Origin of the sequence: Bradyrhizobium sp. (genome assembly GCF_022844465.1) — a bacterium.
Classification (GTDB): domain Bacteria; phylum Pseudomonadota; class Alphaproteobacteria; order Rhizobiales; family Xanthobacteraceae; genus Bradyrhizobium.
In genome coordinates, this window is record NZ_JALHLP010000005.1 from 86,727 (window position 1) to 100,007 (window position 13,281).

Annotated in this window: 11 protein-coding genes; 6 read left to right on the top strand and 5 right to left on the bottom strand. The window is 63.4% G+C overall.

Annotated elements, in window-relative coordinates:
* Positions 1 to 564 precede the first annotated feature (564 nt).
* Complete coding sequence (locus Q0D31_RS11575; RefSeq protein WP_291850188.1) at positions 565 to 1,359, bottom strand: class I SAM-dependent methyltransferase; 795 nt, start codon at positions 1,357 to 1,359, stop codon at positions 565 to 567.
* A 335-nt stretch (positions 1,360 to 1,694) separates the two neighbouring features.
* On the opposite strand from Q0D31_RS11575, the gene Q0D31_RS11580 reads away from it, so the two are divergent.
* A complete protein-coding gene (locus Q0D31_RS11580) occupies positions 1,695 to 2,045 on the top strand; it encodes a cytochrome c (protein WP_291850192.1) in 351 nt (116 codons plus the stop codon).
* A gap of 240 nt (positions 2,046 to 2,285) precedes the next feature.
* Here the strand turns inward: Q0D31_RS11580 and Q0D31_RS11585 are convergent, their stop codons facing one another.
* The gene (locus Q0D31_RS11585) at positions 2,286 to 3,731 is read right to left on the bottom strand and encodes an XRE family transcriptional regulator (protein ID WP_291850196.1); all 1,446 of its coding nucleotides are present in this window, start codon (positions 3,729 to 3,731) and stop codon (positions 2,286 to 2,288) included.
* Positions 3,732 to 4,108: 377 nt separating this feature from the next.
* Between Q0D31_RS11585 and Q0D31_RS11590 the strand changes: the two genes are divergently transcribed.
* From Q0D31_RS11590 to Q0D31_RS11600, 3 genes are all read left to right on the top strand, one after another.
* A complete protein-coding gene (locus Q0D31_RS11590) occupies positions 4,109 to 5,746 on the top strand; it encodes an isocitrate lyase (protein ID WP_291850199.1) in 1,638 nt (545 codons plus the stop codon).
* Positions 5,747 to 5,768: 22 nt separating this feature from the next.
* Complete coding sequence (locus tag Q0D31_RS11595) at positions 5,769 to 5,975, top strand: hypothetical protein (protein ID WP_138834393.1); 207 nt, start codon at positions 5,769 to 5,771, stop codon at positions 5,973 to 5,975.
* A gap of 251 nt (positions 5,976 to 6,226) precedes the next feature.
* The gene (locus tag Q0D31_RS11600; RefSeq protein WP_291850212.1) at positions 6,227 to 6,784 is read left to right on the top strand and encodes a hypothetical protein; all 558 of its coding nucleotides are present in this window, start codon (positions 6,227 to 6,229) and stop codon (positions 6,782 to 6,784) included.
* Positions 6,785 to 6,814: 30 nt separating this feature from the next.
* Here Q0D31_RS11600 and Q0D31_RS11605 read toward each other — a convergent pair whose 3' ends face one another.
* Positions 6,815 to 7,705, bottom strand: coding sequence for a metallophosphoesterase (locus Q0D31_RS11605; RefSeq protein ID WP_291850215.1), 891 nt, complete (start codon positions 7,703 to 7,705; stop codon positions 6,815 to 6,817).
* A gap of 94 nt (positions 7,706 to 7,799) precedes the next feature.
* Between Q0D31_RS11605 and Q0D31_RS11610 the strand changes: the two genes are divergently transcribed.
* Together Q0D31_RS11610 and Q0D31_RS11615 are read left to right on the top strand one after the other, a co-directional pair.
* A complete protein-coding gene (locus Q0D31_RS11610) occupies positions 7,800 to 8,288 on the top strand; it encodes an NUDIX domain-containing protein (protein ID WP_291850218.1) in 489 nt (162 codons plus the stop codon).
* A gap of 118 nt (positions 8,289 to 8,406) precedes the next feature.
* Positions 8,407 to 8,919 (top strand): N-acetyltransferase, encoded by a 513-nt coding sequence (locus tag Q0D31_RS11615; RefSeq protein WP_291850221.1) that lies wholly within the window; start codon positions 8,407 to 8,409, stop codon positions 8,917 to 8,919.
* A gap of 9 nt (positions 8,920 to 8,928) precedes the next feature.
* On the opposite strand, the gene Q0D31_RS11620 is transcribed toward Q0D31_RS11615, so the two are convergent.
* Positions 8,929 to 10,716: a cation:proton antiporter gene (locus tag Q0D31_RS11620; protein ID WP_291850224.1), complete on the bottom strand. Its 1,788-nt coding sequence runs from the start codon at positions 10,714 to 10,716 to the stop codon at positions 8,929 to 8,931.
* 164 nt (positions 10,717 to 10,880) lie between these two features.
* Entirely contained in the window at positions 10,881 to 13,268 is a 2,388-nt protein-coding gene (locus Q0D31_RS11625) for a TonB-dependent receptor (RefSeq protein WP_291850226.1), read from the bottom strand.
* Positions 13,269 to 13,281 lie beyond the last annotated feature (13 nt).

A 13,281-nucleotide genomic window follows, 5' to 3' on the forward strand; every position in this document is an offset into this window, starting at 1 on the left:
AGCAATCCATGCCTCCGCAGACGACGAAATTGATTGCTTCGCGGAGTGCGTATTCGCGCGACGTTGGCTTACGATGGTGAAACATCCGCGGCCGTAGGAAGGGTGGGGCGAAGCGATGCCCATCAGAGTCTCCATTGACGCCGATGGGTTTCGCAAGGGCTCAACCCATCCTACGGGCTGGAGGTCTATGCGGAGATCTAGCGCCTGCGCTGTCTTCCCACCCCGGCAAGCGCCGACCGGAGTCTTGACGGGAGCGACCAGCCCGTCTCAATCATCCCCGCGGTTGAGCCTCACGACTGCGCCGGACCCGCAGTCTTTGATTTGACGATGTTTGGCTCACGAAGTCGTCCCGGCGAACCGCGCCGCTCCGCCGGGGGAAGTGGCCGCAGGTTTTCGGGGCTCGCGTTACATGTGCGCCTCGCGATTCCGACAGTGATTGGCTGCAGCGCGCGCCTTGGTGCATCTCGATAGTTAACGGCAAAGCGAGGAGAAGCGAAGAAACGCCAAACAAGCCGTCTGCCGCCCGCTCAAAGCGGTGCTGTCAGCTGATTAGCCGGTCTTCACTTAACGCCGCGGTTCAGTCGGTCTGATCTTCTGGCAAATCATGGTCAGATTTGATGAGCAAAACGCCACATTGGCGCCAGGGAAAAAAACCAGATTGCTGAATAAGTTGATCGTCTTCTTGATGGGTAAGGCGACCATGCGATGCAAGAAATGATGAAAATTACTGCCAAGTATCGGCTCGGCCGCTCCGCCTGCGAAAACAACTTTCATATTGGTTCTTGCTGCGAAGTATCGCAGTTTCCCGCTGCCGATTGTTGTTACATGCGTAACGTCTCCATTCTGATAGACCAAGCCAAACGGCGAGTCGCCATTTGGAAATCGAGCGATAAAAAATCTATCGCTTTTGAGAATCCGCTTTATCTCAAGAATCATGTCAGGTAATTCCGCTTGCGGAATATGTTCAAGCACGTCGAACGCTACTACTAGATCAAACGAGTCGTCCTTAAACGCTGACAGGTTGTCGGTGTATACCGCGCTGAAGCCGCACGCCTGCGCGGTCTTGACAAGCGCTTCATTGATTTCGGTCCCAAGCACGTCCCATTTTCTTTCGTTCGCATATTTCAGGAATGCGCCGTTTCCAAAACCTATTTCCAGAACCTTGCTGTTTTGCGGAAACTTGCAATTTGTTCGACGTATCTCGGCTGTAAAATAAGCCGAGTCTGTTTTTGTGAGTTTTCCAAATTCATCATCATCCCAACTCTTCCACGCCCGATAGGCATCACCGTAAGGGGCGTCCAGATTTCGCGGATTTGCTGATTGATGTTGGCTTTGTCCTTCTTGTGCAGGTTTGGCCATGGCCGTTCCTCGTTATTGCAGCGTTTCCGTATCGATTTAATGTGTGGCGCTTGCTTGTGGGAAGCAGAAACAGCAATGGAACCAAGATTGGGTATGTTATTTGGTTCCCGGATTTGTTGATCATGGACTGGCGGTCGCGGCAGCCAGAGGTCTCCGAGAACACCTCCAGCAGATCCGGTCCGGATCGCGGAACGACCGCTTGCTATGCAGAACGCGCGGCGCCGGCGATCGGTTGGAGGTGCATGCGTATCTGGCGCGGCGCGCCTTGATGCATCTCAATGCCTTGCCTCGCGCGAGGCATATGCTGGTGTCCTGCAAATAGTCGCGAATGCCCGATGTCCCCTGTCAAACCCGCAAGCTGGTTCAAGTCGTTCGGCCTCGCGCTGCTGCTCAGCGTCGCCTGGAGCACCAGCGCGTATGCCCTCGATGCGGAGCAGCGCCGCTCGCGGGCGTTGCTTGAGGAACTGTGCGGGCGCTGCCACGCGGTGCGGACCACCGGCCACAGCCCGAATCCGCTGGCGCCCGCCTTTCGCACCTTTGGCGAAAAGCTCTACGACACCGACATGGTGGCGCGGCTGGAGGAGGGGATCACCACTATTCATCCTGACATGCCCACGTTCCGCTTCAGCCGGCGCGAGGCGGCGGCCGCGGTGAATTACCTTCGGTCGATTCAAAAAAACAGGTAAGCGCGTTTGCCGATTGCGAGATGAATTGCCCGACATGGCAAGGAATTGTGGCGCGATCGGTGTGACACCCGACGGGCAACGCGCCGCGGGAAGGCGAGGGCATGTCCATCCACGTCATTGCGAGCGGAGCGAAGCAATCCACCGGTGCCACGCAAAGGAAGCAATCCATCGTGCCACGCAAAGAAAGAATGGATTGCTTCGTCGCTCCGCTCCTCGCAATGACGGGTTGACATCGAGCCCTCACAACTCCCTGGCGTTCGAAAACGAAAACGACGACACCCGCCGCGTGTTCTCGTCGAGAATCAGCGTCCGCGTGATCGGCGGCTCGGCGCGCTGGCTGCAGTTCTCGCGTTCGCACAGCCGGCAGTTGACGCCGATCGGCGTGCCCTCGGCTTTCTCCAGATCCATGCCGGCGGCGTAGACGAGTTTGATCGCATGGCGGATTTCGCAGCCCAGCCCGATCGCAAAGCGCGGCTGCGGCTGCGGGTGCGGCGCCACCGGGCGGCGCACCATCTGCGCGATAGAGAAATACCTGTTGCCGTCGGGCAGTTCGATCACCTGCTTGAGCAGGCGGTCCGGCGTGTCGAAAGTCGAATGCACGTTCCACAGCGGGCAGGTGCCGCCGAACTTCGAGAACGGGAAGGTGCCGGAGGAAAACCGCTTGGAGACGTTGCCGGCGTTGTCGACGCGCAGCAGGAAGAACGGCACGCCGCGCGCGTTCGGCCGCTGCAGCGTGGTGAGGCGGTGGCAGACCTGCTCGAAGCCGGCATTAAAACGCTGCGCCAGCACGTGGACGTCATAGCCAAGGTTTTCCGCCGCGGCGTGAAACGCCTGGTAGGGCATCATCACCGCGGCGGCGAAGTAATTCGCCAGCGTGATGCGGTAGAGCCGCCGCGGCGTGTCGTCGAGCGGGCCGGCGCGGTTGACGATGGCGTCGATGGCGGCGCCGCCTTCGGTGAGCCCGATCTGCAGCGCGAGCTGGAAGGCGCGCCCGGTGCCGTCGACCAGTTCGGAGATCAGGAGCTGCCGGCGATGGCGGTCGAACCGCCGCAGCGTCTCGCGCATCACGTCGACAGGCATGATGCGGGTGACGATCGAATGCTTTTCGCGCAGCCGTGCGGCGAGCGCCGCGAACAATTCCTCGGCGGAGGCGTTGAGTTCGTCGCGCAGGATTTCCGCGGCCTGTTCCAGTTCGGGGAAATAGTTGCGGTTGGCCTCGATCAGGTCGCGCACGCGCTCGATCGGGTTGGCCTCGAAGCGCGAGCCCTCGTCGCGGTCGGCCATTTGCGCCGCCACCAGGGTCTCGCCGCGGCGGGCCTCGGTATAGGCGGCGTAGAGCCGTTGCAGCGAATGCGTCACGCCGGGGCACAATTCGGCGAGGTCGCGCAGCTCCTGCTTCGGCAGGTCGATCTGGCGAAACAGCGGATCGGAGAAGATCTCGTTCAGTTCGGCAAAGAAGCGGTCCTCGTCGGCGCTGGCGAGGTCGCGCAGGTCGAGGTCATAGGTCTCGGCCAGCCGGAGCAGGATCTGCGCCGTCACCGGGCGCTGGTTGCGCTCGATCAGGTTGATGTAGCTCGGCGAAATCCCGAGCCCCTCGGCGATCTGGGTCTGCGACAGCCCGAGCTGCTGGCGAATCCGCCGGAAGCGGGGGCCGACGAACAGCTTCTTTCCGGAATTGGCGGCCATGGCTACCTCGTCCTGTTGTCATTCCGGACGACGCGGAGCGGCGATCCGGAATCTCGAGATTCGGGCTCGATCAGCCTCGCCCTGCGTGCAGGGAGAGGCCGGCGCGTAGCGACGGGCGAGGGGCTTTCCGCGAATCCGATGCTGCGGAGAGAGCCCCTAACCCCGACCCTGTCCCCCCGAAAGAAGCGCGAGGAGCGGGAGGAAAGGGTAGTTCGCTCGGTTTGTGACAAAAATAACAAAATGACATATATGACAAGTCCGTATGTTACATGACATCACCATTCAAAGGCAAGCAGACTATACGAAATATGGTTTCTAGCGTTTAGCTACCGTGACGTTTCGCAATGCACTGTCATGAATGTCGAAGGATTGAGAAAATGAACTACCAGCCACGCGGGATCAGCGACCAGACCATCCAGGGACCGGCCTCCTACCTCAGCGAACTCGCAGCCGCCGAGGCGCTGCTCAAGACCCAGCCGACCTGGAACGGCGTCACCGCCGAAGCCGTGGCGCGCATGCGTCTGCAGAACCGCTTCAAGACCGGGCTCGACATCGCCCGCTACACTGCGGCGCTGATGCGCAGCGACATGGCGGCCTATGACGCCGACCCCACCAAGTACACCCAGTCGCTGGGGTGCTGGCATGGCTTCATCGCGCAGCAGAAGCTGATCTCGGTCAAGAAGCATTTCGGCACCACCGATCGCCGCTATCTCTATCTCTCCGGCTGGATGATCGCCGCCCTTCGCTCCGAGTTCGGACCGCTTCCCGATCAGTCGATGCACGAGAAGACCTCGGTGCCGGCGCTGATCGAGGAGCTCTACACCTTCCTCCGCCAGGCGGACTCCCGTGAGCTCAACGATATTTTCCGCGCGCTCGATGCCGCGCGCAAGGCAGGCGACAAGGCCAAGGAAAAGGCATTGATCGAAAAGATCGACAATTTCCAGACCCATGTCGTCCCTGTGATCGCCGACATCGACGCTGGATTCGGCAACGCGGAGGCGACCTACCTGCTCGCCAAGAAGATGATCGAAGCCGGCGCCTGCGCGCTGCAGATCGAAAACCAGGTCTCCGACGAGAAGCAGTGCGGCCATCAGGACGGCAAGGTGACGGTGCCGCACGAGGTATTCCTGGCGAAGATCCGGGCCTGCCGCCATGCCTTCCTTGAACTCGGCGTCGAAGACGGCATCGTCGTCACCCGCACCGACTCGCTCGGCGCCGGTCTCACGCAGCAGATCGCAGTCAGCCACAGGCCCGGCGACCTCGGCGACCAGTACAACAGCTTCCTGGACTGCGAGGAAGTCACGGCCGCCAACGCCCGGAATGGTGACGTCATCATCAACCGCAACGGCAAGATGCTGCGTCCGAAGCGGCTCGCCAGCAACCTCTACCAGTTCCGCGCCGGCACCGGCGAAGATCGCTGCGTGCTCGACAGCATCACCTCGCTGCAGAACGGCGCCGACCTGTTGTGGATCGAGACCGAGAAGCCGCATATCGAGCAGATCGCCAAGATGGTCGACCGCATCCGCGAGGTGATTCCGAATGCGAAGCTGGCCTACAACAACTCGCCCTCGTTCAACTGGACGCTCAACTTCCGCTGGCAGGTGTATGACGCGATGAAGGAAGCCGGCAAGGATGTCAGCAAGTATAATCGGGCCGAGCTGATGAAGCCGGAATACGACGATACGCCGCTGGGCATTGAAGCCGACGAGCGCATCCGCACCTTCCAGGCCGATTCGGCCAAGCGCGCCGGCATCTTCCACCATCTGATCACGTTGCCGACCTATCACACGGCAGCGCTGTCGACCGACAATCTCGCGCGGGAGTATTTCGGCGAGCAGGGCATGCTCGGCTATGTGAAGAATGTTCAGCGCCAGGAGATCCGCCAGGGGATCGCCTGCGCCAAGCATCAGAACATGGCCGGCTCCGACATCGGCGACGATCACAAAGAGTATTTCGCCGGTGAAGCCGCGCTGAAGGCGGGCGGCGCCCACAACACGATGAACCAGTTCGGCTAACGCTAGCAGCAGGAGACAAGTCATGACCAAGAGCAATTTCTGGGTGATTGGCGGCGAGTTCGGATCGATGAACTTCCACAAGCTCGTGGAAGGCTCGGCCCAGGTGCAGGGTCCGTTCAAGACCCGCAAGGAGGCCGAGGATGCCTGGCGCACGGTCTCGGAAGAGAACCGCCACAAGGCCGGTGTGCGCTTCTCCATCGTCGAAGAGCCCTCCCGCGTCTCGGCCTGAAGCGGCGCCTGAAGTCACGGCATCGACAGATATGCACGGCCCCATCCGGCAAATCCGGGTGGGGCCGCTTGCGCTTTTTCCCCTCCCTCTCCTCGTGCCTCCACCGAGAAAGGGAGGGGTGAGGGGCCGCCGCCGTGGACACGAAACCCGGTGAATCTCTAACCCATTGGGAACAAACGGCCTTTGCGCGCAACATCGTTACTGCTAGGTTGGCCGGGCCCATTCCCCTTCAGGACACAGGCGGCCTCGCGATGTCTGACGCGCAAAACACCGGTAACGAAGCCCGCGACATCCGGCCGACGCGGCTGCGCGACGCGCTGCGCCAGGCCCGGATCGAGGCCGCCGACCGCACCGGCGTCGTCGTCGAACTGCGCGACGCCGAAGTGGCGCGGCTCGAAATCCTCAACGATGCGCTCGATCCGTTGTTTGAACAGGTGCCCGAGCAGGTCGACCTGTTCGATCGCGGCGTCAGCCAGGGCGAGACGCCGCGGCTGTGGATCGACGTGGTCGCGCATGTCGTGATGGGGCGCGACAAGCGCATCTACCGCTTCGTGCAGGACACCCGTTTCGGCCGCATCGTGCTCGCCGAGTCGCATGACGTTGCCGTGGTCGTGGACGCCGTCACCAGCTATGTCGCGCGCCGCATGGTCGAGCGCGAGCGCGCGATGGTGGCGACGCCGATGGTCGAGCCGCCTGCGCCGCCTGAGAAGCCGCGCCGCCGCGGCTTTGGCACCTTCGTGCTCGGCTTCCTGCTGGGCGCCGCCGCGCTGTTCGCCCTCGCGCTGTATGCGAGCCTGAAGGGTTTTTGATCGCGAGACACTTCCAGAGATATTCCGGCGCTAGACCAGCGTCGTCTGCTTGATCTCCCGGACGCGGAAGTTCGCGTCCACGCTCCGCACGGTCTGCACGCAGCGCCATTGGTCGCCGTCGCGGCTGATCGAGAACAGATTATACGCCGCCGCCGGATGGTTCCCGTGCGCCAGCGCCGAGGCCGACGGCACGCTGATCACGGGAATCGGTTTGTCCGCGCCCTCGATCCATGTTGTGGAGTGGATGTGGACGTGTCCGTGCAGTACCAGATCGACGCCGCGCCGCTTCAGCACCGCGCGTAGCGCCTTCGAATCCGTCAGGCGGTTCATGCGCGAATCCGACTGCACCGGGTGGTGAACCAGCAGCACCCGGAACGCCTGCTCCGCCGACATCTGCGCCAGGCGGCTTTCGAGCGCATCGAGCTGCGCCCGGCCGAGCCGGCCCGTCGCCATCAGTGGCAGTGTCGGCACCGCCGAGGATAGCCCGATCAGCGCCAGCGGCCCGCGCCGGCGCACGAACGGAAACGGCGAGCCGTCCGTTTCGCCGTCACCGCGCAGATAGTTTTCGAACGCGCCGGCGAAATGGTGCCGCGTGGCGCGGACGTAGGCGTCGTGGTTGCCGGGAACGACCGTGACCTCGCGCGCCGTACCCACGCTTTCGAGCCAGGTCACCGCCGGAGCGAACTCCGCGTCCAGCGCCAGGTTGACGATATCCCCGGTCACAGCGATGTGGTCCGGCCGCTGCGCCTGCATGTCGGCGACCAGCGCGTCCAGCACCTCGCGGCGGTGATACTTGCGGCGGTTGCGGGTCCAGTTGACATAGCCGAGCGCGCGCTTGCCGGCGAGTTCGCGCAGCCGCGCCGCCGGCATGACCGGCAAATGCGGATCGGACAAATGCGCCAGCGTGAAGGGCGCCGTCATTCGCCCTCCAGGGAGCCATCTGTGATATAAAGCTGTCGCGCGATCATGGCTGGATATAGGGACGAATGGTGACAGCTGTCCATCCGGGGTTTAAGTGACGGCGCGGCGGCGCTTGCGGGAACGGCTGGAGCCCGGGTTGCGGCAGCTTTTTCACCTCTATTGGCGCATCGCCCGCGGCATGACGCTCGGCGTCCGCGGCGTCGTGCTCGATGGGGGCAACAGGGTTTTCCTGGTCCGGCACAGCTATGTCGCCGGTTGGCATCTGCCCGGCGGCGGGGTCGAGGTCGGCGAGACGTTTCTTCAAGCCCTGCGGCGGGAACTGGCCGAGGAGGGGCGGATCGAGCTGACCGGGGAGCCGGTATTGCACGGCCTGTTCTTCAACGGTCACGTCTCCCGACGCGACCATGTCGCCGTCTATGTCGTCAGGCAATTCCGCCAGGACCGCCTGCCTGAACCCAATCGCGAGATCGCCGCGTGCGGATTCTATGACGCCGCCGCGCTGCCGGCCGATACCACCGCGGGTACGCGGCTTCGGATCGCCGAGGTGCTGGAAGGCGCGACGCCGACCACGACCTGGCGCTGACGCGAGGGCGCGACTACCGCGCGACGTTTGAGTGGCGCGCAAGGGTGGTGCCGGCGGCGCAAATAGTGCGGCGGGGCGATGGACCGCGCCGCCATCGGATGCTATTCCGCGCCACATCATGAGCGAACTCGCCGTATCAATCCTGGCCGAAACACCGAAGGACGCTCACGCGATCGAGCGCCTGCACGAGCGCACCTTCGGACCCGGCCGCTTCGTGCTGAGCGCCTACCGCTTGCGCGAGCATGTCGATCATCTGCTCGACCTGTCGTTCACGGCGCGGATCGGAACGCTGCTGGTCGGCTCGGTGCGCCAGTTGCCGATCTGCATCGGCGACACGCCGGCGCTGATGCTCGGGCCGTTGACGGTCGAGCCGCCGTTTCGCGGCCGCGGTGTCGGGCGGATGCTGCTCGATCGCGCGCTGCAGGACGCCAGAACGGGGGGACATCGCCTGGTCATGCTGGTCGGCGACGAGCCCTATTACGGTCGCGTCGGCTTCAAGGTCGTGCCGAAAGGGCGGGCGATCATGCCGGGCCCGGTCGATTACGGCCGCCTGCTGGTCGCGGAACTGGTCGCAGGTGCGTTTGACGGGGTCTCCGGAAACATTCGCCCGGACTGGAGCAAGGCGCGGTAGCGCAGCGGGTCAGGCAGTTCGATCGCCCCTTTGGGCGACCGGCGCAGGCCGTATGCCTCCCGCGGCCTGCTGTAGTTCGTGCCGGAACTCCTCGCGTCTTTCATGAATCGAGGCAACCACCAGCCCCATCGCGACCCCGAGGCCGATCAGCGCTGCTTCGGACAACAACAGACTTGCCTCAACGGTCTCGGGTACCGCGTCGGTGACGCCGATTTGATAGAGATGTCGCGCATGCTCGGCGTCACGGGCGCGGGACACGACCGGCATGTCTGCCCTGAGGGCGCGCACCTGCGCGACAATTTCGTCGATGCCGTCCGCTTCCTGGATCGTGACAATGACGGCCGCGGCCTCCATGAGGCCGCAACTCTTCAGGAACTCGGGATTGGTTGCGTCACCGTAGTAGACGGTGCGGCCCTGCCTCCGCTGCTCCGGGACGGCGGTGGCGTCATTGTCAATCGCAATAAACTGGAGCTTGTGCCGATCAAGCATCGAGCAAACAACTTGTCCCACGCGGCCGTACCCGATGACAATGGCATGGCCGGTGCCTCCGCTCGGCGCCGCAGCAAGTTCGGGATCGAGTGGCTTGTCTTCGCGCACCATTGGCGCCAGCCGTCGCGCGAGATGGGAAAGCGCGGGGGTGAGCAGCATGGTCAGCGATGTCAGCGCGACCGTGAAGCTCGATACGTTGGCGTCGATCAGCCCGAGCGTCGTCGCCATCCCGATGCCGACGAAGGCGAACTCGCCGCCGGGGCCGAGCAGCAGGCCGACTTCGAGGGAGGCTGGCCACGACAAACGAAACAACCGGGCAAGGCCGATCAGGATGACGGACTTCACGGCGATGAGCCCGAGCGCACCCCCAACCAGCCAGAACGGTTCGCGGGCAAGTTCGCGGAAGTCGATATTCATGCCGACGGTGAAGAAGAACAGGCCGAGCAGGAGGCCCTTGAACGGATCGATCGCGGTCTCGATCGCCTTGCGGAACTCGGTCTCGGCAAGCAGCAAGCCAGCCACAAAGGCGCCAAGCGCCATCGAGACGCCGGCCACGGCGGCAGCGACTCCCGTCGCGACGATCACGAACAGGGTCGTGGCGATGAACAATTCGCTCATTCCGGCGGACGCGACCAGACGAAACAGCGGCCTCATCACCACGCGACCGGCAATGACGATCACGCCGAGCGCGATGGCGGCATTCGTGAGCGCCAAAGCGAGCGTCGCGACAACCGAACCGGCTTCGCCCGCTCCAAAGATCGAGATGAACAGCAGGAGAGGCGCCACCGCCAGATCCTGCGCCAGCAGGGTCGCAAAGCTGGCGCGACCCGCACTTGTATTCAGCCTTCCCTGTCTGGAAAGCAACTCGATCACGATGGCGGTGGAGGACAAAGCAAGGCAGACTCCGAGGATCAGCGAAACCGGAGGCGTGCTGCCTGCAAGGGCTGCGATGCCGCCGATCGCCGCGGCCGAAAGCACGATCTGCGAACCACCGAGCCCGAAGATCAGGCGGCGCATCGCCTTCAATCGTTCGTAGGATAGCTCCATCCCGATCAGGAAGAGCAGGAACACGATACCAAGGTCTGCAATGCCGGACACATTCTTGGCGTCGACTACGGTGAACCAATAGAGAAACGGGAAGCTTTGGATAAACGATCCTAGTCCGAGCGGACCCAGGATCGCGCCGGCTCCGAGATAACCCAGGACGGGATTGAGGCCGAAACGCCGCACCAAAGGAATGACCACACCGGCGGTGCCGAGCACGACGAGCACGTCGCTGTAGACGTGGATGTTGACCGGCGCGGGCATCTATCCCTGTTCGTTCGGTTGGGGCGAGATGGGCGTGACGGAGGTCGAGCCCGCCGTCATGCAGACGTTTAGCCGCTACAGCCAGCTAACGCCACCCACTTGCGCGCGCCAAGACCGTCCTCGAGCGAAGTACGCCCTTTCGATATCAATCGAAACGGGACACGCTAGAATTTCAGGTTGGCAAACGCGCGCACGCCAAGGCCAGGCATCAGGACCTGGTCCTTGGTGTAGGACACCGAGTTCCGGATGTTCTCGTTCAACAGATTGTTGCCGACGAGCCCGACCATCATCTCGCGCGCGCCGAACCAGGATGGATCGAGCCTGGTCCTGTAGCTGACCTCCGCCTTCAGCAGGTTGTAGCCTGCGGTCGGCGTCTCGCCGATCGGGGCAATGTCGTTCTGCGCAAAGGCGTGCAGCAGGTTGATCCGTGTCAGCCAATTGGCATCGCGCCAGAACAGGCCGCCGCCCGCGCGTACCGGCGGGATGCGCGGAACGTTGCTGCCGTCGTCGAAGGTGGCGCGCACGACATCGAACTGGTTCTCGATACCCCAGATGCCGCCGTTGAGCGGCCCGATGTCCAACTGGCTCTGGAACTCGCCGCCGCGGAAGGTGGCGTCGCGCTGCGAGTAAAACGCCTGGTTCAGCTCGAGTGGATACGCCGGATCGGTCGGCGCAACGCAGGCGACATCCTCGCACGTGTTGCCGGTAAGGCGACGGTAAATGAAGCCGTTGAAACGGGTATAGTAGGCCGTGGCCTCGAACCTGAAGGGCCCGGTCGCCCGTCGCAGCCCGATCTCGACCGACTTGGCGGTTTCGATGCCGAGATTAGGATTGCCGATGTCGAAAGTGGCGGTCGCATCGTGTGGTCCGCGCGAGAACAATTCCGCAGGTTTTGGCGCACGCTCGACATATTGCGCGGTGATGCTCGCAACCAGGTGGCCGGGGAGATTCTGGATCAAGCCGATGCTCGCACTCTTCGGCGTGAAGCTTGGATTGCGCGCCGTCGGCGCGCCGATATCGTCGGGATTGGCATTGAGGTCGAACAGGTCGGGGATGAATGACGGCGTCGTGCCGGTGAGACTGACATGCTCGATCCGGCCGGCAATCTGCGCCCTGGTGCTGTCGGTGAAGCTGAATTCGTTGAAGACATAGCCGGCGACCCGGTTGTTCTTGTTGGGGTCCCAAACCCCATTGAGCGGACTTGTTGGATCGTCCGGGCTGGACGCCGTCAACTTCTGATGCCCGGCCTGCAGGCCGAAGGCGGTGCTGATAGCAGCGAAGCGGGCGTTGAACGGCGCCATCTGCACCTCGACGCGTCCTTCCTGCTCCCTGTTGGTGAAGGTCTGCCGCACGCCTGTGGACGCCAGATCGGCGGGCTCGGCGAGCCCGATCTCATTGTGCTTGTAGTCGGTGGCGCCGGCCCAGAAGCGGATGGCATCGATGGCTGTCGCGTCGGGACGGTATTCGCCCTTGGCGGTGAACTTGGTCTGCCGCGCGTCGATGCGGGTCTGGTGATCGGCGCCGTCAATGCCGGGGATGCGATACAGCGAATCGTTCTGCGTAATCGCAGCGCCGATGAAGCCGCCGTGGAAGATGTAGGAACCGCCGACCGAGGCGCCGGCCGCTTGCGCCGCAGAATTCGGCTGTCTTCCGCTTACCGGCCGCGTCTGGTCGAAGAGATAGGGATAGCCGGGGATGCTGTAGTCGCCGGCCTTGCGGCCATAAGCGTCGGCGTGGACCGCGAAGTTTCCAGCCCCGGCATCAAGCAGGACGCCGCCTTCGACGCCGCGATCGACCGAACTGACCGCGGTTCGCGTCTCCACGGCAACGCAGGATGAGGATTGCGCCTTTGCCAGCGGGGCCTTCGCCGGCAGGCCATAGCTGATGAACGGCGCCGCAGGGCAGGAGGGCAGGGTTTCCGGAATGCGATTGTTGGTGGCGCTGACGACACCGCCGATCGAGGTCGAACCGTAGCGCAATGCCGCAGGCCCGCGCACGACTTCGACCTGATTGGTGGCGAGCGGATCGATCGGTACGAAATGATCCTCGCCGAGGTCGGAGATGCCGCCGGCATTGGTCCCGTTCTCGACGATGCCGACGCGGTTGACGTCAAGGCCGCGGATGATCGGCCGGCTGGAACCGCCGGGCGCAAAGCTGGAGCCGGTGATGCCCGGTTTTGAGAACAGCAGATCGCCCAGCGTCGCGCCGCCGGAGCGGCGGATTTCCTCGTTGGGCACGACCGTGACGCTGGCGAACTGGTCGGTCACGACAGGCAGGACACCCTGCTGGAGCGCGGCGGCGGGTGCGGCCGGCGGCTGCGCTGCGCGTTCGCGGGTCTGGCCGGGCGCGGCACGGGCTGCGCGCGCCGGCGTTCGCGATGGCGCGGGCGTTCGCCGCACGATCGGGCTCGGCGCTGTCACGGTGATTCCAGGCAGTTGTGTCGAGGAAGGCGGCGATGCCGTTTCCTGGGCCAACGCATGATTGCCGACCGCGCATAGCAACAGCCAGCTCGTCCCACCGAGGTGGGCCACTCTTTTTTTACAGAATGTCATTGTTTCGATCCTG